The 22289-nt window shown below is 66.8% G+C and carries 21 protein-coding genes and 4 tRNA genes; 11 read left to right on the top strand and 14 right to left on the bottom strand.

Going from position 1 to position 22289, the window contains the following annotated elements:
* Positions 1 to 6: 6 nt before the first annotated feature.
* The 12 genes from rpoB to CDO44_RS09205 all read right to left on the bottom strand — a co-directional run bounded on the left by rpoB (position 7) and on the right by CDO44_RS09205 (position 10150).
* Positions 7 to 4119 (bottom strand): DNA-directed RNA polymerase subunit beta, encoded by a 4113-nt coding sequence (rpoB, locus tag CDO44_RS09260; protein WP_087779946.1) that lies wholly within the window; start codon positions 4117 to 4119, stop codon positions 7 to 9.
* Between the two features lie 302 nt (positions 4120 to 4421).
* On the bottom strand, positions 4422 to 4805 hold the full coding sequence (gene rplL / locus CDO44_RS09255; protein ID WP_087779945.1) for a 50S ribosomal protein L7/L12: 384 nt from the start codon (positions 4803 to 4805) through the stop codon (positions 4422 to 4424).
* A 178-nt stretch (positions 4806 to 4983) separates the two neighbouring features.
* Positions 4984 to 5505 carry a 50S ribosomal protein L10 gene (gene rplJ, locus CDO44_RS09250; RefSeq protein ID WP_087779944.1) on the bottom strand — a complete coding sequence of 174 codons (522 nt, stop codon included), beginning with the start codon at positions 5503 to 5505 and terminating at the stop codon, positions 4984 to 4986.
* Positions 5506 to 5796: 291 nt separating this feature from the next.
* Positions 5797 to 6501, bottom strand: coding sequence for a 50S ribosomal protein L1 (gene rplA, locus CDO44_RS09245; protein ID WP_087779943.1), 705 nt, complete (start codon positions 6499 to 6501; stop codon positions 5797 to 5799).
* Positions 6502 to 6503: 2 nt separating this feature from the next.
* Positions 6504 to 6935: a 50S ribosomal protein L11 gene (gene rplK, locus CDO44_RS09240; protein ID WP_087779942.1), complete on the bottom strand. Its 432-nt coding sequence runs from the start codon at positions 6933 to 6935 to the stop codon at positions 6504 to 6506.
* Positions 6936 to 7069: 134 nt separating this feature from the next.
* Positions 7070 to 7603, bottom strand: a complete 534-nt coding sequence (gene nusG, locus CDO44_RS09235) for a transcription termination/antitermination protein NusG (RefSeq protein WP_087779941.1) — start codon at positions 7601 to 7603, stop codon at positions 7070 to 7072.
* Between the two features lie 18 nt (positions 7604 to 7621).
* Positions 7622 to 8002 (bottom strand): preprotein translocase subunit SecE, encoded by a 381-nt coding sequence (secE, locus tag CDO44_RS09230; RefSeq protein ID WP_087779940.1) that lies wholly within the window; start codon positions 8000 to 8002, stop codon positions 7622 to 7624.
* Between the two features lie 124 nt (positions 8003 to 8126).
* Positions 8127 to 8202, bottom strand: a tRNA-Trp gene (locus CDO44_RS09225).
* Positions 8203 to 8449: 247 nt separating this feature from the next.
* On the bottom strand, positions 8450 to 9640 hold the full coding sequence (tuf, locus tag CDO44_RS09220; protein ID WP_087779939.1) for an elongation factor Tu: 1191 nt from the start codon (positions 9638 to 9640) through the stop codon (positions 8450 to 8452).
* Between the two features lie 52 nt (positions 9641 to 9692).
* Positions 9693 to 9767, bottom strand: a tRNA-Thr gene (locus CDO44_RS09215).
* A gap of 67 nt (positions 9768 to 9834) precedes the next feature.
* Positions 9835 to 9908: transfer RNA gene (locus tag CDO44_RS09210), tRNA-Gly, on the bottom strand.
* A gap of 155 nt (positions 9909 to 10063) precedes the next feature.
* Positions 10064 to 10150: transfer RNA gene (locus CDO44_RS09205), tRNA-Tyr, on the bottom strand.
* 153 nt (positions 10151 to 10303) lie between these two features.
* On the opposite strand from CDO44_RS09205, the gene CDO44_RS09200 reads away from it, so the two are divergent.
* Positions 10304 to 11272: an NAD(P)H-quinone oxidoreductase gene (locus tag CDO44_RS09200; protein ID WP_087779938.1), complete on the top strand. Its 969-nt coding sequence runs from the start codon at positions 10304 to 10306 to the stop codon at positions 11270 to 11272.
* Between the two features lie 41 nt (positions 11273 to 11313).
* Here the strand turns inward: CDO44_RS09200 and CDO44_RS09195 are convergent, their stop codons facing one another.
* On the bottom strand, positions 11314 to 11805 hold the full coding sequence (locus CDO44_RS09195; RefSeq protein ID WP_087780106.1) for an Lrp/AsnC family transcriptional regulator: 492 nt from the start codon (positions 11803 to 11805) through the stop codon (positions 11314 to 11316).
* A 153-nt stretch (positions 11806 to 11958) separates the two neighbouring features.
* On the opposite strand from CDO44_RS09195, the gene hppD reads away from it, so the two are divergent.
* Entirely contained in the window at positions 11959 to 13062 is a 1104-nt protein-coding gene (gene hppD, locus CDO44_RS09190; protein ID WP_087779937.1) for a 4-hydroxyphenylpyruvate dioxygenase, read from the top strand.
* A gap of 109 nt (positions 13063 to 13171) precedes the next feature.
* Here the strand turns inward: hppD and CDO44_RS09185 are convergent, their stop codons facing one another.
* On the bottom strand, positions 13172 to 13606 hold the full coding sequence (locus CDO44_RS09185; protein WP_087779936.1) for a hypothetical protein: 435 nt from the start codon (positions 13604 to 13606) through the stop codon (positions 13172 to 13174).
* 144 nt (positions 13607 to 13750) lie between these two features.
* On the opposite strand from CDO44_RS09185, the gene gspG reads away from it, so the two are divergent.
* The 9 genes from gspG to gspD all read left to right on the top strand — a co-directional run bounded on the left by gspG (position 13751) and on the right by gspD (position 22217).
* Entirely contained in the window at positions 13751 to 14194 is a 444-nt protein-coding gene (gspG, locus tag CDO44_RS09180; RefSeq protein WP_158213238.1) for a type II secretion system major pseudopilin GspG, read from the top strand.
* Positions 14166 to 14717, top strand: a complete 552-nt coding sequence (locus CDO44_RS09175; protein WP_087779934.1) for a prepilin-type N-terminal cleavage/methylation domain-containing protein — start codon at positions 14166 to 14168, stop codon at positions 14715 to 14717. Before gspG ends, CDO44_RS09175 begins: the two co-directional genes overlap by 29 nt.
* The gene (gspI, locus tag CDO44_RS09170; RefSeq protein WP_087779933.1) at positions 14704 to 15075 is read left to right on the top strand and encodes a type II secretion system minor pseudopilin GspI; all 372 of its coding nucleotides are present in this window, start codon (positions 14704 to 14706) and stop codon (positions 15073 to 15075) included. The genes CDO44_RS09175 and gspI overlap by 14 nt, the downstream gene beginning before the upstream one ends.
* Entirely contained in the window at positions 15072 to 15695 is a 624-nt protein-coding gene (locus tag CDO44_RS09165; RefSeq protein ID WP_087779932.1) for a type II secretion system protein J, read from the top strand. The genes gspI and CDO44_RS09165 overlap by 4 nt, the downstream gene beginning before the upstream one ends.
* Before the next feature lie 323 nt (positions 15696 to 16018).
* A complete protein-coding gene (gene gspK / locus CDO44_RS09160; protein WP_087779931.1) occupies positions 16019 to 17008 on the top strand; it encodes a type II secretion system minor pseudopilin GspK in 990 nt (329 codons plus the stop codon).
* Entirely contained in the window at positions 17005 to 18393 is a 1389-nt protein-coding gene (gene gspL / locus CDO44_RS09155) for a type II secretion system protein GspL (RefSeq protein WP_144389495.1), read from the top strand. The genes gspK and gspL overlap by 4 nt, the downstream gene beginning before the upstream one ends.
* Positions 18390 to 18971 (top strand): type II secretion system protein GspM, encoded by a 582-nt coding sequence (gene gspM, locus CDO44_RS09150; RefSeq protein WP_158213237.1) that lies wholly within the window; start codon positions 18390 to 18392, stop codon positions 18969 to 18971. Before gspL ends, gspM begins: the two co-directional genes overlap by 4 nt.
* The gene (gene gspN, locus CDO44_RS09145) at positions 18971 to 19714 is read left to right on the top strand and encodes a type II secretion system protein N (RefSeq protein WP_087779928.1); all 744 of its coding nucleotides are present in this window, start codon (positions 18971 to 18973) and stop codon (positions 19712 to 19714) included. Before gspM ends, gspN begins: the two co-directional genes overlap by 1 nt.
* A 4-nt stretch (positions 19715 to 19718) precedes the next feature.
* Complete coding sequence (gene gspD, locus CDO44_RS09140; RefSeq protein WP_233146100.1) at positions 19719 to 22217, top strand: type II secretion system secretin GspD; 2499 nt, start codon at positions 19719 to 19721, stop codon at positions 22215 to 22217.
* The last annotated feature ends 72 nt before the right edge of the window (positions 22218 to 22289 follow it).

Below are 22289 nucleotides of genomic sequence, written 5' to 3'. Positions count from 1 at the left end.
CTCCTATCAGTTACGCTCGAGATCCATGTCGATCCCGAGCGACCGGATTTCCTTGACCAGCACGTTGAACGACTCGGGCATGCCGGCGTCGATCACGTGATCGCCCTTGACGATGTTCTCGTACACCTTGGTACGGCCGTTCACGTCGTCGGACTTCACGGTCAGCATTTCTTGCAGCACATACGATGCGCCGTAGGCTTCCAGCGCCCACACTTCCATTTCCCCGAAGCGCTGGCCGCCGAACTGCGCCTTGCCTCCCAGCGGCTGCTGGGTGACGAGCGAGTACGGGCCGGTCGAGCGGGCGTGCATCTTGTCGTCGACCAGGTGGTGCAGCTTCAGCATGTGCATGTAGCCCACCGTGACGGGGCGCTCGAACATCTCGCCCGTGCGGCCGTCGTACAGATAGGCCTGGGTCTTGGAGTTGGTCAGCTTGAGCTTCTCGGCCAGCTCGTCCGGATAGGCCAGGTCGAGCATGGCGCGGATGTCCTCTTCCGAGGCGCCATCGAACACCGGCGTGGCGAACGGGACGCCGTTGCGCAGGTTCTGTGCCAGCTCGATGATGGCTTCGTCGTCCAGCTCTTCCAGGCGTGCGGCCGTACCGGTCTTGTTGTAGATCTTGCCGAGGAAGTCGCGGATCTTGGCGACCTCGACCTTGCGGGCGTCGGCCAGCATCTCGTTGATGCGCTGGCCCAGGCCCTTGGCGGCCCAGCCCAGGTGCACTTCCAGCACCTGGCCGACGTTCATCCGCGACGGCACGCCCAGCGGGTTCAGCACGATGTCGACGGGCGTGCCGTCGGCCATGTGCGGCATGTCTTCCACCGGGGTGATCTTGGACACGACGCCCTTGTTGCCGTGGCGGCCGGCCATCTTGTCGCCGGGCTGCAGGCGGCGCTTGACGGCCAGGTAGACCTTGACCATCTTCAGCACGCCCGGAGGCAGCTCGTCGCCCTGCGTCAGCTTCTTGCGCTTTTCCTCGAAGGCCAGGTCGAACTGGTGGCGCTTCTGCTCGATCGACTCCTTGGCCTGCTCGAGCGCGGTGGCCGCGCCTTCGTCGGCCAGGCGGATGTCGAACCACTGCCAGCGGTCCAGCTCGGCCAGGTAGGACTTGGCGATCGCCGCACCCTTGGCCAGCTTGCGCGGGCCGCCGTTGACGACCTTGCCGATCAGCATCTTCTCGATACGGTCGAAGGTATCGTTTTCCACGATACGCAGCTGGTCGTTCAGGTCCTGGCGGTAGCGCTTGAGCTCGTCGTCGATGATCGACTGGGCGCGCTTGTCGCGCACGATGCCTTCGCGCGTGAACACCTGCACGTCGATGACGGTGCCGACCATGCCCGAGGGCACGCGCAGCGAGGTGTCCTTCACGTCGGAGGCTTTTTCGCCGAAGATGGCGCGCAGCAGCTTCTCTTCCGGAGTGAGCTGGGTCTCGCCCTTGGGCGTGACCTTGCCCACCAGCACGTCGCCCGCCTCGACCTCGGCGCCGATGTAGACGATGCCGGATTCGTCCAGGCGGTTCAGCTGGCCTTCCGAGAGGTTGCTGATGTCGCGCGTGATTTCTTCGGAACCCAGCTTGGTGTCGCGGGCGACGACCGTCAGTTCCTCGATGTGGATGGAGGTGTAGCGGTCGTTGGCCACCACGCGCTCCGACATCAGGATCGAGTCCTCGAAGTTGTAGCCGTTCCAGGGCATGAACGCCACCAGCATGTTCTGGCCCAGGGCGAGCTCGCCCAGGTCGCTGGAAGCGCCATCGGCCAGCACGTCGCCCTTGGCGATGACGTCGCCGCGGCGCACGATCGGACGCTGGTTGATGTTGGTGTTCTGGTTGGAACGGGTGTACTTGATCAGGTTGTAGATGTCGACGCCCACTTCGCCGGCGACGTTCTCCTCGTCGTTGACGCGGATCACGATACGCTCGGCGTCGACGTAGTCGACCAGGCCGCCGCGCAGCGCCTGCACGGTGGTGCCGGAGTCGACCGCGACGGTGCGCTCGATGCCGGTGCCGACCACGGGCTTCTCGGGACGCAGGCAGGGCACGGCCTGGCGCTGCATGTTCGAGCCCATCAACGCGCGGTTCGCGTCGTCATGCTCCAGGAACGGGATGAGCGAGGCGGCCACCGACACGATCTGCGACGGCGCCACGTCCATGTAGTGGACGTTCTCGGCCGCGGTCAGCATGGTCTCGCCGGCCTGGCGGCAAGCCACCAGGTCGTCCACGAAATGGCCTTCCTTGTCGAGCGTGGCGTTGGCCTGCGCGATCACGTAGCGGCTTTCCTCGATGGCCGACAGGTACTCGATCTGGTCGCTGACCTTGCCGTCCACGACCTTGCGGTACGGCGTCTCGAGGAAGCCGTACTCGTTCAGGCGGGCGTACAGGGCCATCGAGTTGATCAGGCCGATGTTCGGACCTTCGGGTGTCTCGATCGGGCACACGCGGCCGTAGTGCGTCGGGTGCACGTCGCGCACCTCGAAGCCGGCGCGTTCGCGCGTCAGGCCGCCGGGCCCCAGGGCCGAGACGCGGCGCTTGTGCGTGATCTCGGACAGCGGGTTGGTCTGGTCCATGAACTGCGACAGCTGGCTCGAACCGAAGAACTCCTTGATGGCGGCCGAGATCGGCTTGGAGTTGATCAGGTCATGCGGCATCAGGTTTTCGGCCTCGGCCTGGCCCAGGCGCTCCTTGACGGCGCGCTCGACGCGCACGAGGCCGGCGCGGAACTGGTTCTCGGCCAGTTCGCCCACGCAGCGCACGCGGCGGTTGCCCAGGTGGTCGATGTCGTCGATCTCGCCACGGCCGTTGCGCAGCTCGACCAGCACCTTGATGGTGTCGAGGATGTCCTCGTTGGTCAGCGTCATGCCGCCGGTGATGTCGGCGCCGCGACCCAGGCGGCTGTTGACCTTCATGCGGCCCACGCGCGACAGGTCGTAGGTTTCCTCGCTGAAGAACAGGCGCTGGAACAGCGCTTCGACCGCTTCCTCGGTGGGCGGCTCGCCCGGGCGCATCATGCGGTAGATCGCCACGCGGGCGGCGGTCTGGTCCGTGGTCTCGTCCACGCGCAGCGTCTGCGAGATGTACGGGCCCTGGTCCAGGTCGTTCGTGTAGAGCGTCTGGATCTCGCGCACGTTGTGCTCGCGCAGCTTGCCCAGCACCGATTCGGTCAGCTCGTCGTTGGCGTGCGCCACGATCTCGCCGGTCTCGGGGTCGACCACGTTGCGGGCGAGCGAACGGCCCAGCAGGAAGTCCTCGGGAACCGAGATCCGCTTGGTTTCGGCCGCGACCAGGTCACGGATGTGCTTGGCGTTGATGCGCTTGTCCTTGGCGACGATGACGTTGCCGGACTTGTCGTTGATGTCGAAGCGCGCGACTTCGCCCTTCCAGCGGTCGGGCACGAATTCCATCAGCGCGCCCTCGCCCTGCAGCTCGAAGCTGTCGAACGAGAAGAAGTGCGCCAGGATGGTCTCCGGCGTCATGCCGATGGCCTTGAGCAGGATGGTGACGGGCATCTTGCGGCGGCGGTCGACGCGGAAGAACAGGATGTCCTTCGGATCGAACTCGAAGTCCAGCCACGAGCCGCGGTAGGGAATCACGCGGGCCGAGAACAGGAGCTTGCCGGAGCTGTGGGTCTTGCCGCGGTCGTGCTCGAAGAACACGCCGGGCGAGCGGTGCAGCTGCGACACGATGACCCGCTCGGTGCCGTTGATGACGAAGGATCCGGTGGACGTCATGAGCGGGATCTCGCCCATGTAGACTTCCTGTTCCTTCACCTCCTTGACGGTAGGCTTGCTGGCCTCGCGGTCGAGCAGGACCAGGCGCACCTTGGCGCGCAGGGGCGACGCGAAGGTCAGGCCGCGTTGCTGGCACTCGCGCACGTCGAAGGCGGGTTCGCCCAGCACGTAGCTGACGAACTCCAGTCGCGCCATCTGGTTATGGCTGACAATGGGAAAAATCGAGGTGAATGCGGCTTGCAGGCCCTCGTCCTTGCGCTGCAGGGGGGGCGTGTCCGACTGCAGGAAGGTACGATAGGACTCGAGCTGAGTCGCCAACAGGAAGGGAACGGTTTGCACGTCCTCGCGCTTGGCGAAGCTCTTGCGGATGCGCTTCTTTTCGGTGAACGAGTAGGGCATGAGCACTCCGACTCAGGTTGCGTGAACCACGGGTAATGGTCCTAAAATACGACTTCGAAATCTCAGCGAGGCCACCCGCCGGCATGGCCGGTGCCCCTCTGCCGGGATCCCCCGGCACGGGTTTCGGGTCCGCAGGCGGCATCATCCCCACCTGCGCACCGGAAATCCGTCGGCCGCCTCGCGCGCCAGGCGCGCGAACCGGCCGTACTGCCTTGAAAAACGCCCTTTAAAAGCCGTTTTCCAAAAACGCAAAAACCCGGAGGCCGTTTTTGGGCGGCCACCGGGTACCGGCAGGGGTCGAATTACTTGACTTCGACCTTGGCACCGGCTTCTTCGAGCTTCTTCTTGGCGGCTTCGGCATCGGCCTTGGCAACGCCTTCCTTGACGGGCTTCGGAGCGCCGTCGACCAGGTCCTTGGCTTCCTTCAGGCCCAGGCCGGTCAGCTCGCGCACGGCCTTGATGACGTTGACCTTGTTGGCGCCGACGTCGGCCAGGATCACGTTGAACTCGGTCTGCTCTTCAGCAGCGGCGGCAGCGCCACCACCGGCGGCAGGAGCGGCAACGGCCACAGCGGCGGCGGCAGCCGACACGCCGAACTTCTCTTCCAGGTCCTTGATCAGTTCCGACAGTTCCAGCACGGTCAGGCCGGCGATGGCGTCGATGATTTCAGCTTTGCTAAGTGCCATTTTGTTAAAAACTCCAATGAATGTGATACCAGGTATTGGGTGTCGCTTCGTGTCACGAGATTCCGGGGGATGCTGACCAGAGCTATCTCAAGCCATGCATCCCGTTGCGGTTCCGGCCGGCCCCTCGGGCCTCGACTTGCCGCTGTGCGTCAAGCCAGCCTTCACCGCAAGCAAGCGGCTACGCCGCTTGCTTGTCCCGCACGGCCGCGAGGCCGCGCACGAACTTCGTCGGAACTTCGTTGAGCGTACGCACAAACTGTGCAACGGGTGCCTGCATGGTGCCCAGCAACTTCGCCAGCAACTCTTCGCGCGAGGGCAGGGAGGCCAGGGCCTTCACGCCTTCGACGTTCATCAGGCTGTTCGGCATGGCGCCGCCCTTCAGAACGAGCTTGTCGTTGGTTTTGGCAAAGTCGGACAGCACCTTGGCGGCCGCGACCGGATCGGCGCTGATACCATAGATCAGCGGACCGGTAAGCTGCGACGACAATCCCTCGAAGGGAGTGCCGGCCACAGCGCGGCGAGCCAGCGTGTTCTTCAGAACACGCAGGTAAACGCCCGATTCACGCGCTTGCTTGCGCAGTACGGTGACGGAAGCGACGTCCAGACCACGATACTCGGCGATAACGATCGATTGAGCCTTGGCAACCTGCGCCGCGATCTCTTCGACGACCACCGTTTTCTCTTGACGATTGAGACTCACGGTTTGAACACTCCATCATAAGACGCTCGGGATACCACCCCTTGCGTCAACCGAATGCGGCGAACCTGGTCGACTTCTTTGGATAAAGAATTCTTCCTGGGAGCGCCGTCTGCGCTGGATCCGTGCTTGGGCGGACAGCAATCCATGCCTGTCCGCGAGTCGCGGTTTTAAGATCCGCCGGTATCCCTGGATGCCAGGCGCCCGGTTTCACTCCAGCGGTCTTTGACAGCAGCACCTCGCATCCGGCCGGAGCCTCGCGCTCGGTGCAGCCCAAAGTCTGTTGTCCTGCGATTACTGCTGGCTGGCCGTCAGCGAGGCCTGGTCCACGCGGACCCCGCCACCCATGGTGGAGGAGACCGCCAGCTTGCGCAGGTAAATACCTTTCGCCGTCGCCGGACGAGCCTTGTTCAGCGCATCGACCAGAGCCAGCAGGTTGGCCTGCAGCTGCTCGACGTTGAACGAAGCACGACCGATGGTGGCGTGAATGATCCCGGCCTTGTCGGTACGGTACTGAACCTGGCCGGCCTTGGCGTTCTTGACGGCGGTGGCGACGTCGGGGGTCACGGTGCCGACCTTGGGGTTCGGCATCAGGCCGCGCGGACCGAGGATCTGGCCCAGAGCGCCGACGACACGCATCGTGTCGGGCGAGGCGATGACCACGTCGAAGTCGATCTGGCCGCCCTTGATGCGCTCGGCCAGGTCTTCCATGCCGACGATGTCGGCGCCGGCGGCCTTGGCGGCCTCGGCCTTGTCGCCCTGGGCGAACACGGCCACGCGCACGCTCTTGCCGGTACCGGCGGGCAACACCACCGAGCCGCGGACCAGCTGGTCGGACTTCTTGGCGTCGATGCCCAGTTGCACGGCCAGGTCGATGGACTCATCGAACTTGGCGGTCGCGGTTTCTTTCACCAGCGCCAGCGCTTCGGCGACGGGATACAGCTTGCTGCGATCGATCTTGGCGCGCAGAGCGGCTACACGTTTGGACAAGCGTGCCATGATTACAGACCCTCCACCGTGATGCCCATGCTGCGGGCGCTGCCAGCGATCGTGCGGACCGCGGCGTCCATGTCGGCAGCCGTCAAGTCGGCTTGCTTGGTCTTGACGATTTCCTCGACCTGGGCGCGCGTCAGGGTGCCCACCTTGTCGGTGTGGGGCTTGGACGAACCCTTCTGGACGCCGGCGGCCTTCTTGATGAGGATGGTCGCCGGGGGCGACTTCATCACGAAGGTGAAGCTCTTGTCCGCATAGGCGGTGATCACCACGGGAATCGGCAGACCGGGCTCCATGCCCTGCGTCTTGGCGTTGAACGCCTTGCAGAATTCCATGATGTTCAGGCCGCGCTGACCCAGCGCCGGGCCGATCGGGGGAGAGGGGTTGGCCTTACCAGCTGGCACTTGCAGCTTGATGAAGCCGACGATTTTCTTCGCCATGCTTTGCTCCTTTCGGGTTCAAGCGCAAACGCTTTTCGTTTGCTCCCCGAGGTTGACGGTCGGATCAGCTTGCGGCGCAAACGCCGCAGGCCGGATGGCGCCGACCGTGGGGCGCCATCCGGCTGAATACGGAATCAGGACTTTTCGACCTGACTGAAATCGAGTTCCACCGGGGTCGACCGACCGAAAATGGTGACCGACACGCGCAGCTTGCTCTTTTCGTAGTTCACGTCCTCGACGTTGCCGTTGAAGTCGGTGAACGGACCTTCCTTGATGCGGACCATCTCGCCCACTTCGAAGAGGATCTTGGGCCGCGGCTTCTCGACGCCCTCTTCCATCTGCGACAAGATCTCGTCGACCTCGCGCTGGGGAATGGGCGTGGGACGGTTGCCCGAGCCGCCGACGAACCCGGTCACCTTGTTGGTGTTCTTCACCAGGTGCCAGGTCTCGTCGGTCAATTCCATCTCGACCAGCACGTAGCCCGGGAAGAAACGGCGCTCGGTAATCGACTTCTGGCCGCCCTTGACCTCGATGACCTCTTCGGTGGGCACCAGGATGCGGCCGAAGGAAGTCTGCAGGCCGGCGCGGTCTATGCGCTCCGTCAGCGCCTTCTGAACGCTTTTCTCCATGCCGGAATAGACATGGACAACGTACCAACGCTTGCTCATTGTCTTTCTTCCGCCCTGTTATTTCCAACCGAGGATGAGGTCGTACAGCACCCACTCGATGGTCTTGTCGGTAACCCACAGGAACAGCGCCATGACCACCACGAAGGCGAACACCGCGACCGTGGTCTGGATGGTTTCCTTGCGGGACGGCCAGACGACCTTGCGCGTTTCCTGGACCGAATCCTGGCCGAACGCGATCAGGCGACGTCCGGGTTCGCTGAACCATGCGATCACCAGCGCAACCACCACGCCGGCTATGATCGAGCCGATACGAGCGATCGTGGGACTGTTCGACAAGGCGTAGAAACCCACCAGGCCCGCGACGAACGCCGCGATGGCCAGGCCCAGCTTGATGCGGTCGGCAGTGCTTGTTACGGTTTCGACGTTTGGATTCGACATCTTTTCGTCCGGGCAAGCGCCAAATCATGACGCCAGCGGTGCTTGCAAAACACCCAGGCCGGCTTGGCGCTACACCAGGCTTCAATCGGAAGCCCGGACTAGAACCCGCGAGCTCCGGGAGAAGTGGCAGGGGAAGAGGGAATCGAACCCACAACCTTCGGTTTTGGAGACCGACGCTCTGCCAATTGAGCTATTCCCCTAATAGGAGCCCCCCCTTGCGCTTCGCGCTCCCCCAGGGGCAACGCTGGCGGACCGGCAGAGCCGGATCCGCGGCGTCCTGGGTAGGGCCGGAGTCCTAAGGGGAGGCCCTGGAAACTATAAATCTGGCACTACAACCACTCCCCTGCACTGCCGCTTCCTGATCCAGGAAACCGCGGATCCGGCTCTGCCGGTCCGCCGGTTTCGCCCCCTGAGGGGCGCGCGTCAGCGCGTATGGGGGGGTCTACCTCAAGCAATGATCTTGGCGACGACGCCGGCGCCGACCGTGCGGCCACCTTCACGGATGGCGAAGCGCAGGCCTTCTTCCATCGCGATCGGCGCCAGCAGCTTGACCGTGATCGACACGTTGTCGCCCGGCAGCACCATTTCCTTGTCCTTCGGCAGCTCGATCGTGCCCGTCACGTCCGTCGTACGGAAGTAGAACTGCGGACGATAGCCGTTGAAGAACGGCGTGTGGCGGCCGCCCTCTTCCTTGGACAGCACGTACACCTCGGCCGTGAAGTCCGTGTGCGGCGTGATCGAACCCGGCTTGGCCAGAACCTGGCCACGCTCGACGTCCTCGCGCTTGGTGCCGCGCAGCAGGATACCCACGTTGTCGCCCGCCTGACCCTGGTCCAGCAGCTTGCGGAACATCTCCACGCCCGTGCACGTCGTCTTGGCCGTGTCCTTGATCCCGACGATTTCGATTTCCTCGCCGACCTTGATCACGCCCCGCTCGATACGACCCGTCACCACCGTGCCGCGACCCGAGATCGAGAACACGTCTTCCACCGGCATCAGGAACGCACCGTCCACCGCACGCTCAGGCGTCGGGATGTACGAATCGAGCGCCGCCGCCAGCTGCAGAATCGCCTGCTCGCCCAGCTCGCCCTTGTCGCCCTCGAGCGCCAGACGCGCCGAACCCTTGACGATCGGCGTATCGTCGCCCGGGAAGTCGTACTTCGACAGCAGCTCGCGAACTTCCATCTCCACCAGTTCCAGCAGCTCGGCGTCATCCACCAGGTCCGCCTTGTTCAGGAACACGATGATGTACGGCACGCCTACCTGCCGCGACAGCAGAATGTGCTCGCGCGTCTGCGGCATCGGGCCGTCGGCGGCCGACACCACCAGGATCGCGCCGTCCATCTGCGCCGCACCCGTGATCATGTTCTTCACGTAGTCCGCGTGGCCCGGGCAGTCAACGTGCGCGTAGTGACGCGTCTCCGTCTCGTACTCCACGTGCGCCGTGTTGATCGTGATCCCGCGCGCCTTCTCTTCCGGCGCCGCGTCGATCTGGTCGTACGCCTTGGCTTCTCCGCCGAACTTGTTCGACAGAACCGTCGTGATCGCCGCCGTCAACGTCGTCTTGCCGTGGTCAACGTGACCGATCGTGCCCACGTTCACGTGCGGCTTGGTACGCTCAAACTTGCCTTTTGCCATGGCTGACTCCCGCCTCTGGATGCCTGCTAGAACTGGATAAAACTGCGAAACTTGGTGCCCATGACGCGGATCGAACGCGTGACCTCTCCCTTACCAAGGGAGTGCTCTACCACTGAGCCACATGGGCGAATTCTGTACTGCCACCGGACCGTCCGGCCACTCACCGGAAGCCCGGGCGCCTGCGACGACCTCGTTGGAGCGGGTGAAGGGAATCGAACCCTCGTCGTAAGCTTGGAAGGCTTCTGCTCTACCATTGAGCTACACCCGCCTACCACTTGCACTGCCGATACTGCTGCGGACCCCACCGCAACCCAAACCATCCGGCCAAAATTTTGACCAGCCGCTTGAGTTACAGCACGCTTCAAGCCACTGGTCACGACCGCGGGCCAACCCGCGAAACTTCTACCGGAAAGCAAAGGCCTTTGGTGGAGGGGATTGGATTCGAACCAATGTAGGCGCAAGGCCAACAGATTTACAGTCTGCCCCCTTTAACCACTCGGGCACCCCTCCGCCGGGGAACGAAAGATTATGAAGGAGTTTGAACCGAATGTCAATTCACCCTCCCGGCAATCCCGTATCCGCCCCCAGGGCAGTTCGCTAATATAGACGAAAACCCGACCGCCGCGCCAAGCGGCCCTGCCACCCCTATCGGACCCTCCCGCAATGCTCCAGGAAACCATCGTCATCAGCCGCGCAGGCGGCCCGGAAGTCCTCGTCTCCGAAAAACGGCCCGTCCCCGCCCCGGGGCCCGACGACGTGCTGATCCGGGTCGAATGGGCCGGCGTCAACCGGCACGACTGCGGCCAGCGCTCCCGCGGCCCCAACACCCACGAATCCGACGTGCCGGGCCTGGAAGTGGCCGGCCTTGTGGAGGCCGTGGGCAGTCAGGTCCGGGATCTGGCGCCTGGGGCGCGAGTGTGTGCGCTCACCAATGGCGGCGGCTACGCGCAATATGCGATAGCCCATCGGGCGCTGGTGCTGCCCGTGCCGGACGGCCTGACCCTGCAGCAGGCGGCCTGCCTGCCGGAAGCCGCATTCACCGTCTGGTACAACTTCTTCTCGGTGGCCGCCATGCAGCCCGGCGAAACGGCGCTCATCCACGGCGCGACCAGCGGCATCGGGGTATTCGCGATCCAGTTGTTGCGCGCGCTCGGGCATCCGGTATACGCCTCCAGCGGCAGCGATGAAAAATCGGCGTTCGCCCGATCGCTGGGCGCCACCCGGGTGTTCAACTACCGGACCGAGGCCTTTGCCGAAATCATGGCACGGGAAGGACTGTCGGCCGACGTCGTGCTGGACATGTCCGGCGGCCGTCATACCGAGCAGAACCTGGCGGCCCTGGCCTACGGCGGCCGGATCATCCACCTGTCGGCCGGCTCGGGCGCTCCCTTGCAGGCCTCTCTGCGCACCATCATGCAGAAGGAAGCCCGCATCACGGGTTCGATGATGCGCCCGCTGCCGCTGGACCGGAAGATCCGGGTGGCCGAGGCGCTCCGGACGACGGTATGGCCGCTGCTGGGCACCGCGATCCGCCCCGTGATCCAGCAGACCTATCCGCTGGCGCAGGCAGCCCAGGCTCACCGCGACATGGAGGCGGGCGACCATATCGGCAAACTGCTGTTGCAGGTATAGCCCTCGCGCGGCCCGCTCCCGGGCTTCGCGCCGGGCGCAGGCTAGCGCGCCGCGGGGAGCTCCACCCCCGCTACGGCCTCTTTGATGGTGGACAGGGCGAAGCTGGACCTGATGTCGACCACCGAGGGGTGCTTCATGAGGGTATCCATCGCGAATTTCGAGAAATGCGCGAGGTCGCGCACCTGGACACGCATCAGATAGTCCATGTCTCCCGTCATGGTGTAGCAGGCGACGACCTCCGGCCAGCCCTGGACATCGCGAGCGAATTGTTCGATGGGCGCGTGGCCGCCGTTGACGTGCTTCTGCAGCCGCACGCTGACGTAGGCGAGCAGACCCAGCCCTACCTTTTCGGCGTCGATCACGGCCATGTATTGACGGATCACACCCCGCTCTTCGAGCCGCCTTACCCGCCGCAGGCACGGACTGGGCGACAGCGCCACCCGCTCGGCCAATTCCTGGTTGGTCAGCCGGCCATCGCGCTGCAATTCCGCCAGGATGCGCCTGTCGGTGCGATCGAGTTCGATCTCAGCCATTTCCACCCCTTTTATTCGTCATATCTGGCATTTTATTGCCAGAATACCGCCTATCCGGGCAATCTTTGGAATCTTTTGCCTCGGCTTAATTCCTACAATTCTCCCTGACATCATTTCATCGGCCAGGCGCGCAGCGCCGCAGCGGAGACAGCCATGACCACCCACTTCCAGCCCTGGGACAACCCCATGGGCACCGCCGGATTCGAATTCGTCGAGTACGCCGCCCCCGATCCCGCGGCCCTGGGCAAGGTGTTCGAGAGCCTCGGTTTCAAGGCCATTGCGCGCCACCGCCACAAGAATGTGCTGCTCTACCGCCAGGGCGGCATCAATTTCATCGTCAATGCCGAACCCGACTCCTTCGCGCAGCGCTTCGCGCGCCAGCACGGCCCGTCGATCTGCGCCATCGCGTTCCGGGTCGACGACGCCGCGGCGGCGTACAAGCGGGCGCTGGAGCTGGGCGCCTGGGGTTTCGATGGCCGCAGCGGCCCGATGGAGCTGAATATTCCCGCCATCAAGGGCATCGGCGATTCGCTCATCTACTTCGTGGATCGCTGGCGCGGCAAGAACGGCCGCAATGGCGGCATCGGCGACATCGACATCTACGACGTGGATTTCGAGCCCCTGGACCCGGCCCGGGCCAGCGAGGACGCCACCCACCGCGGCGCCGGCCTGACCATGATCGATCACCTGACGCATAACGTGCATCGCGGCCGGATGGCCGAATGGGCCGACTTCTATGAACGGCTCTTCAATTTCCGCGAGATCCGGTATTTCGACATCGAGGGCAAGGTGACCGGGGTCAAGTCCAAGGCCATGACTTCGCCCTGCGGACGCATCCGCATCCCCATCAACGAGGAAGGCAAGGACGAAAAAGGCCAGATCCAGGAATACCTGGACCTGTATCACGGCGAAGGCATCCAGCACATCGCGCTAGGCACCGACGACATCTACGCCACGGTCGAAACGTTGCGGCAGTCGGGCGTCGTGTTCCTGGACACGCCGGACACCTACTATGAGTTGCTGGACAAGCGCCTGCCGGGCCACGGGGAAGACGCCGCGCGCCTGGCTCGGAACCGCATCCTGCTCGATGGCGCGCCGGGCGGCGGACTGCTGCTGCAGATTTTCACGCAGACGGTGATCGGCCCCATCTTCTTCGAGATCATCCAGCGCAAGGGCGACGAAGGCTTCGGGGAAGGCAACTTCAAGGCCCTGTTCGAGTCGATCGAGCTCGACCAGATGCGCCGCGGGGTGCTGTAACACCGGTTGTAGTCTCGAGGGGCGGTACCGGCGGACCGGTAAAGCCGGATCCGCTGTGCCCCGGGGCACTAACAGGTTGCCGGCGGCTCGCGCCCGGCGTTCGGCACCCTCAGCGCGGCGCCGCGACGCTACGGATGCCGTCCACGGGCGGCAGCTTGGCGGCTTCGATCTCGACCCGTTCGCCTCCCTGGTCGAGCACGACGCCGGTGCCCCGGACCTCGGCCAGCAGGACGCCGTCGGCCAGTTCCGCGCCGACGGCATAGGCCCGGGCCGGCCGGCCGTCGATCGCCAGTACCGCCGAACCGCGCGGGCCCGCCGCGATCAATCCCGCGACGACCACCTGGATGCGCGCCCCCGCTCCCGTCCCGAACCAGTTCGCCACCGGGCCGGTATCCGTTTGCAGGCTGCCGTCGCTCACGGCCGTCGGCGGCGCGGGAGGCGGCGACGGCGCCAGCAGGACGGCGCCCCATACGCCCACGCCCGCCGCGAGAACGAGCATCGCGACGATGGCGGCCAACTTGGGGAGACTGGGGGATACCCGCATCAGGGACTCCGGCGAGCGCCGTGCAGGCACGGCGGATCAAAACATTCCATTTTGCGGGAGGAATATGACAGGGATACCCGCATCATGAATTGTCATCTAAAGCAGCGATAATAGTGCCGCTAATTACGACACGGAGTTTACGCTGTGACACGGTCACACTCTATCCGGCCTCGGCGCCAAGCGGGTTTCACCCTGATCGAAATCATGGTCGTCGTGGTCATTCTGGGCATCCTCGCGGCGCTGGTCGTCCCCCGGGTGCTGGACCGGCCCGATCAGGCGCGCGCGGTGGCCGCGCGGCAGGACATCTCCGGCATCATGCAGGCGCTCAAGCTCTACCGCCTGGACAACGGCCGCTACCCCACCACCGAGCAGGGCCTGCGCGCGCTGGTCGAGCGTCCCGCCACCGGCCAGGCGCCGGCCAACTGGAAGCAGTATCTCGACCGCCTGCCTGCCGATCCCTGGGGCAATCCGTACCAATATCTGAATCCCGGCGTGCACGGTACCGACGTCGACGTGTTTTCGCTGGGCGCCGACGGCCAGCCGGGCGGCGAAAACGCCAATGCGGACATTGGCTCCTGGGACCTCTGATTCCCGGCGCCATGGCAACGCGCGGCACGGCCGCGCCACGCCGAAGCGGACCGGGGGCTTCACGCTGATCGAGCTGATGGTGGTGGTCGTGATCATCGGCATCGCCGCCGCGGCGGTCACCATCCGTGCGTTTCCCGATCGCCGCAAGCTGCTGCGCGACGACGCCGAGCGCCTGGCGCAGCTGTTTGCCGTGGCCCAGGGCGAGGTCCGGGCCGACGGCCGCCGCATCACGTGGGAAGCGGACGAGCAGGGTTACCGGTTCGTCCGCCGTGCGCGGGCTCTGACGCCGGGCGCCGTGCTGGCCGCCGGCACCTCCGCCTCCACGCTGGACACCTTCGGCCGCGACGAGTTGCTGCGGCCGCGGCGCTGGGCCGACGGTCCGGTCACGGTGCAGGTGGACCCTCCAGGCCCGCCCGTGTTCACCTCCGAATGGATACCCGGCCCGCTGGTCGTCCGGCTGCGCAATGCCGACGCGATCGTGACCATCCTGCGCGACGAGGCGGGACGCTATGCGGTCCAATGACGCCGGCTTCACCCTGGTCGAGGTGCTGGTGGCCCTGGCCATCGTCGGCGTCGCGCTGGCTGCTTCGGTGCGCGCGGTCGGCATGATCGGCCAGAACAACGCGGCGCTGCGGGCCAAGTCCCTGGCGCTGGTCGAAGCCGAGAACCAGCTCGCCGAATTGCGGCTGGCGCGTCTCATGCCGAGTCCCGGACGCCAGGTGGTCGCCTGCCCGCAAGGGGGCCAGGCCATGCAATGCGAACAGGTCTTCACCAATTCGGACAACAGCAACATCCGCCAGGTCATGATCCGCGTCCATCCCGACGGCGACCCAGACCGGGTCCTGGCCCAGGTCAACGGCTTTCTGAGCGCCCTGCCATGAAGCGCACGCAGGCCGGCTTCACCTTGATCGAGGTACTGGTGGCGATCGCCCTGATGGCGGTGGTCGCGATCATCTCGTGGCGCGGACTGGAAAACGTCAGCGCCATGCAGCGCCGGCTGGCCGGCGACGCCGACGAGGTCGAGAACGTCATCCGCATGCTGGGCCAGCTCGAACGCGATCTCGCCATGCGGGCACCGGACACGCTGCTGGACGGCGGCGTCCAGGGCGGCTCCAAGCCGGCCCCCGTGTCCACGCTGCCGCAGAGCCTGCGCATCACGATCAAGGAAACGCCGGACGCCTCGGCCACCCTGGAAATCATACGCAGCGACGCTGCCGATCCGGCGGCCTGGCAGCGCGTCGTCTGGTTCCTGGACGGACCGGTGCTGCGCCGCGCGGCCGGCGCGTCGGCCCGCCAGTACCCGCTGCCCGCGGCGGGCGGCGGCGCGGCGATCCTGGCCGGTATCACGCGGTTCGCCATACGCGCCTGGATGCCCGGGCAAGGATGGATCAATCCGCCCTTCCCCGCCACCGGCACCGCATTCACCGGGCTGGAACTGTCGGCCGAACGCCGGACCGGGGAACGGATCGAACGTTATCGCCGCGTGGTGGTGCTGGAATGAGGTCCCCCCCCTACGCGCTGACGCGCGCCCCCCAGGGGGCGGCACTGGCGGACCGGCGGAGCCGGATCCGCTGTGCCCTGGGTCTGGGAGAGTTTCTCGGTATGGAGCGTCGGGCTCTTGCCGAATCCGGGTCTGGGGGACCTCTGCTGGCGGACCGGCGGAGCCGGATCCGCTGTGCCCTGGGTCTGGGAGAGTTTCTCGGTGTGGAGCGTCGGGCTCTTGCCGAATCCGAGTCTGGGGGACCTCTGCTGGCGGACCGGCGGAGCCGGATTCGCTGTGCCCTGGGTCGCCCGCGGGTGACGTACCGCTCCCGGCAACGCGGCATGGCGGTGGTCAGCGCCCTGCTGATCGTCGCAGCCGTGGCCGTGCTGGTGACCGGACTTTTCCAGCGGCAGGCGGCCGCGGTGCGGGCGGTCGAGAACGAGCAGGCCCGCATCCAGGCCCGCTGGCTGCTGCAAGGGGGGCTGGACTGGGCGCGGCTGGTGCTGCGCGAGGACGCCCGCCGCAACAGCACCACCCGCCTGGGCGAACTCTGGGCCACGCCGGTGGCCGACACCCGCGTCACCCGGCCGGGCGACGACAGGGTAGCGCTGTTCTCCGGGCGTATCGAGGATGAACAAGGCAAGTACAACCTGCGCAATCTCGCCAAGGCCGGCGTCCCGCAGCCCGCCGAGATCGCCGTGCTGGACCGCCTGTGCGCCATGCTGGGCCTGCCGGGCAGCCTGGCGCCGCGAATCGCGCTGCGCGTGGCCAGCGCGCAGGCGGTGCCCGGGGCATCGGGGTCGTCCGGGACCGGGACGGAGACAGGAGCGGGGACGGGAACCGCAACCGGGACCGGAACGGGCACGCAGACGGGCACCGGCCTGAACGGGGAGGCGAACCAGGGCCGGGGCCCGAGCGCGCCGATGATACGGTCGGTGGACGATTTGGAAGGCATCGCCGACATCGACGAGAAAACCATCGACGCCCTGCGGCCCTACGTCACCGTCCTTCCCGAAATCACGGCGGTCAACGCCAATACCGCGCCGCCCGAAGTGCTCGCCGCGGTCGTCCCGGGCCTGTCGCTGGGACAGGCCCGCGCCATCACCGAACAACGCAACGCCGGCACCTGGTTCAACGATCGTGCCGATTTCGGCAACCGCCTGGCCAATCCTGACATTACTATCAGCGACTCGCAGATCGTCACGGCCAGCAAGTGGTTCATGGTATCGGGTACCGTGACGCTGGAACGCGCAGCCGTCACAATGCAGGCGCTCGTATCGCGCGCCAATGCCAATTCACCGACCGTGGTCTGGAAAAGGGAGACCAATTGAAGACAACGTTGCGGCTAGAGCTGCCCGCGCTACCGATGCTGCATGCCGACTCACGGGTGGCCTTCGCGCTGCTCGATCGGCAGCACGCGGTCCAGCGCACCGGGGAGCTGCCGCTGGCCGAACTGGCGGCGGCGGTGCCGCCGAGCCGGATCGAAGGCATCTTGCACCCTGCGGACAGCGTCATGACCTCGGTCACGGTGCCGCCCTTGCCCGCGCATCGGCTGCCGGCCGCGGTTGCCGGGGCGGTCGAACCCATGCTGCTGGGCGACATCGAGAGCCTGGCCGTCGCCCATGGTCCGCGCGCCGGCGACGGCTCCGTGGTCGTGGCGTGGACCGCCCGCGAGCCGCTGGCGCGTGCTCTGCGTCTGCTGGCGGACTGCGGCCTGCCGGCCGATGCCTTGATTCCGGCGCCGCTGGCGCTGCCGCCTACCGACACGGGATGGACGGTGCTCGCGCGCGGCGAACACGTCGTGGTGCGCACGGGCCTGCAAAGCGGCCAGGTCTGGGCCGTCGACCCGCTGGCCACGAGCGACGCCGATCCGGCGGTGGCGGCGCTGCTGCCCGCGCTCGAACAAGAAAGCCCGGCCGTCGTGGCCTGGATAGACCCGCCGCCCGTCGCCTGGCCCGACCTGCCGGGCGTCGAGCGCCGGGCCCTGCCCACGGCGGCCCGATGGCAAGGTCCCGCGCCGGGCTGGTCGCTGGCGCTACCCGAACTGCAGCCGAACCGGCGGGGCCATTCGCCGTGGCGGCGGCCGGCGGCCTGGGCGGCCGCGGCGGCGGCGGTCTGGCTCCTGGGCCTGAATGTGCACGCCTGGCAGCTGGGACGCGAAGAGGCGGCCCTGCGCCAGCGCATGGCCGCGCAGGTCAAGGCGGCCTTCCCGGACATTCCGGTGGTGCTCGATCCGCTGCGGCAGGCGGAGCAGCGCCGCGATGCCCTGCGCGCCGCGGGCGGGGAGTTCGGCTCTTCAGACTTCCTGCCGCTGGCCCTGGCCGCCGCGCAACTGCTGCCGGCCGCCTCGAACAACGTGACCGCCTTGCGCTATGTGCCCGGCGAATTGCGGCTGCGGCTGGTGGATGACGGCATAGGCATGGTCGAGAAGGCCGGCGCCGCGCCCGCCCAGCCCAAGCAGCCTCAAGCGCAGGGCTTGCGGCGCTTCATGCCGCGCCGGGAGCCCGCCGCATCGCCTGCGCCGGCGCCCACGCCCGCCGCGCAGAAAGAGATCGATCCCGCCATTACGCAGCGTGCCCAGAGCCTGGGACTGCAGGTCGCCAACGACGACGGCGAATGGATCATCCGGTCGGCCGCGAGCGCCGGCGCGGAGGGTGCCGCGCGGCCGGCAGGCCAAGCCGGCGTGCGCATCCAACAGGACAACCCGCCACGATGAACTTGCCCACTTTCAGACTCTCCATGCCGCCTGCGCTGGTCCGGCTCGGCGCCGACGCCAGCCGGCGCTGGGCCCGCCTGGCGCCGCGCGAGCGCCGCCTGCTCACGATCGCCGGCGCCGTGGCGGGCGCCGCCATCGTGTTCCTGCTGTTCGTGGAACCGGCCTGGACCCGCTACGCCCACCTGGAAAAACAGCTGCCGCTGCTGCGCACGCAGGCGGCCCGGGTCGACGCGCTGACGGCCGAGGCGCGCAGCCTGCAACGCGTGACCAGCGGCAGGATGACGGCCGAAGAAACGCGCCAGGCGCTGGCGGACAGCCTCGACCGCGCCGGCATCGCCGCCGAGGTCACGCCCGCGTCGCCGCCATCGGGACCGGCCGGCGAAGCCTGGCAGGTCTCGTTCGACCAGGTCCAGGCTGCCGGTCTCATGCAATGGCTGGCCTCGGTGCCGGGCCAGACCCGCCTGCAGCTGGCCGAGGCGGACCTCGAGCGCCCCACAGACGAGAACGGCCGCCTGCTGACCGGCAAGGCCTCCGGCATACTGGTATTTACCCCGGCGACGGCCGGACAGGGCCGCTGATGCGCACCTGGCTCAAGATACTCCTGTGCGTCGTGGTCGCCGTGGCGGCCGCCCTGGCGGTGCTTCCCGCTCGCTGGCTGATCGCGCTCCTGCCCGCGCAATGGCCATTGGCCGTGGTCGACGCCTCCGGAACGCTCTGGCGCGGCAGCGCGCTGCTCGCGCTGGGCTTTCCCGAAGCCCGCAGCACCCTGCCCACGCCCGTCGAATGGCAGACGAAATGGGCGGGCGGCCCCTTGGTGGAAATCCGCCATCCCTGGCTGGACGGCCCGCTGAGCCTGCGACTGCAGACCAACGGCCTCCTGATGTCCGGACGTACGCTGAAGCTGCCCGCCTCGACGCTGGCGCAACTCGGAGCGCCCTTCAACACCCTGCGGCCCACCGGCGAGCTGCGCTTGAAATGGCCCTCGCTGCGCCTGAACGGCCGCATTCCCGCCGGCGAGATCCTCGACGCCGAATGGAGCAACGCCGGCACCGCGCTGTCGCTGCTCCGGCCCATCGGCCATTACCGCGTACGCCTGACGGGGGACGCCGGCAGCGCGGTATCGCTCGCTCTTTCCACGCTGTCCGGGCCGCTGACCATGGAGGGCACCGGCCGCTGGACCGCCCGCGCCGGCTTCAGCTTCAAAGGGGTCGCCCGCCCCGCTTCCAATGCCTCGCCCGAGGCCCGCGCCGCGCTGCAAAGCACGCTGTCCGCGCTGGGCCGCCGCTCGGGAGACGACTCCATCCTGCAAATCGGCCGATAACATCATGCCTATGCTCAACCAAGCCTCTTTCCGAATCCGACCGGCCCAGCCGCCCCTTGCCCGGACACTGGCTGCGGCGGTCTCTTCGGCCCTGCTGGCGCTGGCCATGCCTCCGGCCGGCGCGGCCGCCGCTCCCGGCGCGAGCAACGTCGCGGCCGCCGACGGCGTGGTGCTCAACTTCGTCAATACCGAACTGGAAGCCGTGGTGCGCGCGCTCGGTCAATTCACGGGCAAAACCTTCCTGGTCGATCCACGGGTCAAGGGCCAGCTGACCCTGGTGTCCGAGAACCCGGTCAATCGCGATACCGCCTACCGGATGCTGCTGGGCGCGCTGCGCATGCAAGGCTTCGCGGTTGTGGAAGTCGACGGCGTCAGCAAGGTGGTGCCCGAGGCGGACGCCAAGCTGCAGGGCAGCCCCGTCACCAGCGGCGGCGCGTCGGGCAACGCCGGCCAGCTCGTGACCCGGGTGTTCAAGCTCAACTACGAAAGCGCGACCAACCTCGTGCCGGTACTGCGGCCGATGATCGCACCCAACAATCCGATCAACGCCTACCCCGGCAACAACACGCTGGTCATCACCGACTACGCCGACAACCTGCAGCGCATCGCCAACGTCATCGCCAGCGTCGACACGCCGTCGGCCATCGCCACCGACCTGATCGAGATCAAGAACGGCATCGCCATGGACGTGGCGGCAATGGTGACCAAGCTGCTGGATCCGGGCACGGGCGGCGATGCGACGCAACGCATCACCGCCGTGGCCGACCCGCGCACCAACAGCGTGTTGCTGCGCGCGAGCAGCCCGGCGCGCAACAAGCTCGCGCGCGACCTGATCGCCAAGCTCGACAATCCTTCGGCGCGGGCCACCAACATGCACGTCGTCTACCTGCGCAACGCCGAAGCGGTCAAGCTCGCGGAAGTGCTGCGCGGCGTGCTGACCGGACAGTCGGGCACCGGCACGCTGGGCGGCACGGGCAGCCTGAGCGGCATGAGCGGCGGGCTTGCGGGCAGCTCGACCGGCCTGGGCGGCAACAGCACGGCGAACAGCCTGAACACCAGCACCAGCAATACGAACACATCCGGCACGCTGGGCGGCACCACCGGGCTGGGCGGTTCCTCGGGCACGCTGGGTACCGGGACCACGCAGGCCGGCTCCACCGTCTTCACCGGCGGCGGCGCCACCGTGCAGGCGGACGCCACCACCAACACGCTCATCATTACCGCCCCGGAACCGCTGTACCGCAGCCTGCGCGAGATCATCGACCAGCTCGACGTGCGCCGCGCGCAGATCTTCGTGGAGAGCCTGATCGTGGAGGTATCCGCCGAAACGGCGGCCGAATTCGGCATCCAGTGGCTGACCGGGCTGGGCAATCTCAACGCCGGCAACGGTACGTCGGTGGTGGGCGGGACCAGCTTCGGCGGCACCGGCTCCAACATCATCGGCACCGCGCAGAACATCGGCTCCATCGGCAAGGGCCTGAGCATCGGCATCGCCAAGGGCTCGGTCAACATCCCGGGCATCGGCCAGGTGACCAACCTGGGCTTCCTCGCCCGGGCCCTCGAAACCCAGGCCGGCGCCAACATCCTCTCCACGCCCAACCTGCTGACGCTGGACAACGAGCAGGCGAGCATCATCATCGGCCAGAACGTACCTTTCATCACCGGCCAGTACGCCCAGACCACCGGCACCTCCACCGTCAGCCCGTTCCAGACCATCGAGCGCAAGGACGTGGGCCTGACGCTCAAGGTCAAGCCGCAGGTATCCGAGGGCGGAACGGTCAAGATGGCCATCTACCAGGAAGTGAGCAGCGTCGACGACAGCCGCAGCAACAGCGCCGGCATCATCACCAACAAGCGCGCGATCGAATCCAACGTCCTGGTGGACGACGGCCAGATCATCGTCATCGGCGGACTGATCCAGGACCAGGTTACCGGCGGAGTCGAAAAAGTGCCGGGCCTGGGCGACATTCCGGGCATCGGCGCCCTGTTCCGCTACGACAATCGCAAGCGCACGAAAACCAACCTCATGGTGTTCCTGCGGCCCTACGTGGTGCGCGAGGGCGGGTCCAACAGCAACCTGATGATCGACCGCTACGAATACATGCGCACGCAGCAAGGACTGTCGCAACCCGGTTCGCACTGGCTGCTGCCCGACATGCAGGCGCCGCAGCTTCCGCCACGCGTGCCGGGCGTGGGCGATCCCATCCCCAACGGCAACGCCGGCGCGGGCAACGTGCCGCCGACCATCGTCCCGCGCGACATCGCGGCGCTGCAATCGACCGACCCGACGCTGGTGCTGCAGGTCATCGGCGCACCGTCGGAGAACGAAGCCCAACTCGCCGCGCGCCGCATCGCCGACGCCGGCATGAGCGCCTACGTGGTACACGACGATCCGCTGCGATGGGATGTGCGGATGCGCGTGGCGCGCGACCGCGTCACGGTGGACTCCACGCTGGCGGCACTCAGGGATCTCGGCTACGCGGCCGAGATCGTGACGCGATGAGGGCCCACCCCCTCCGCGCTTCGCGCGTCCCCCTCGAGGGGGCGGCGCTGGCGGACCGGCGGAGCCGGATCC

This window comes from Pigmentiphaga sp. NML080357 (assembly GCF_002188465.1).
Taxonomy (GTDB): domain Bacteria; phylum Pseudomonadota; class Gammaproteobacteria; order Burkholderiales; family Burkholderiaceae_B; genus Pigmentiphaga.
This window is presented reverse-complemented; position numbering and strand designations above follow the sequence as displayed.

Excerpts from the sequence above, each read along its gene's own strand:
- CDO44_RS09165 (WP_087779932.1), top strand. The coding sequence starts at position 15,072 with ATGAAGCGCACGCAGGCCGGCTTCACCTTGATCGAGGTACTGGTGGCG.
- CDO44_RS09200 (WP_087779938.1), top strand. The coding sequence starts at position 10,304 with ATGCTCCAGGAAACCATCGTCATCAGCCGCGCAGGCGGCCCGGAAGTC.
- gspD (WP_233146100.1), top strand. The coding sequence starts at position 19,719 with ATGCCTATGCTCAACCAAGCCTCTTTCCGAATCCGACCGGCCCAGCCG.
- hppD (WP_087779937.1), top strand. The coding sequence starts at position 11,959 with ATGACCACCCACTTCCAGCCCTGGGACAACCCCATGGGCACCGCCGGA.
- CDO44_RS09175 (WP_087779934.1), top strand. The coding sequence starts at position 14,166 with ATGCGGACATTGGCTCCTGGGACCTCTGATTCCCGGCGCCATGGCAAC.
- CDO44_RS09185 (WP_087779936.1), bottom strand. The coding sequence starts at position 13,606 with ATGCGGGTATCCCCCAGTCTCCCCAAGTTGGCCGCCATCGTCGCGATG.
- gspK (WP_087779931.1), top strand. The coding sequence starts at position 16,019 with ATGGCGGTGGTCAGCGCCCTGCTGATCGTCGCAGCCGTGGCCGTGCTG.
- gspM (WP_158213237.1), top strand. The coding sequence starts at position 18,390 with ATGAACTTGCCCACTTTCAGACTCTCCATGCCGCCTGCGCTGGTCCGG.
- tuf (WP_087779939.1), bottom strand. The coding sequence starts at position 9,640 with ATGGCAAAAGGCAAGTTTGAGCGTACCAAGCCGCACGTGAACGTGGGC.
- CDO44_RS09195 (WP_087780106.1), bottom strand. The coding sequence starts at position 11,805 with ATGGCTGAGATCGAACTCGATCGCACCGACAGGCGCATCCTGGCGGAA.
- secE (WP_087779940.1), bottom strand. The coding sequence starts at position 8,002 with ATGTCGAATCCAAACGTCGAAACCGTAACAAGCACTGCCGACCGCATC.
- rplK (WP_087779942.1), bottom strand. The coding sequence starts at position 6,935 with ATGGCGAAGAAAATCGTCGGCTTCATCAAGCTGCAAGTGCCAGCTGGT.
- rplL (WP_087779945.1), bottom strand. The coding sequence starts at position 4,805 with ATGGCACTTAGCAAAGCTGAAATCATCGACGCCATCGCCGGCCTGACC.
- gspN (WP_087779928.1), top strand. The coding sequence starts at position 18,971 with ATGCGCACCTGGCTCAAGATACTCCTGTGCGTCGTGGTCGCCGTGGCG.
- rpoB (WP_087779946.1), bottom strand. The coding sequence starts at position 4,119 with ATGCCCTACTCGTTCACCGAAAAGAAGCGCATCCGCAAGAGCTTCGCC.
- rplA (WP_087779943.1), bottom strand. The coding sequence starts at position 6,501 with ATGGCACGCTTGTCCAAACGTGTAGCCGCTCTGCGCGCCAAGATCGAT.
- nusG (WP_087779941.1), bottom strand. The coding sequence starts at position 7,603 with ATGAGCAAGCGTTGGTACGTTGTCCATGTCTATTCCGGCATGGAGAAA.
- gspI (WP_087779933.1), top strand. The coding sequence starts at position 14,704 with ATGCGGTCCAATGACGCCGGCTTCACCCTGGTCGAGGTGCTGGTGGCC.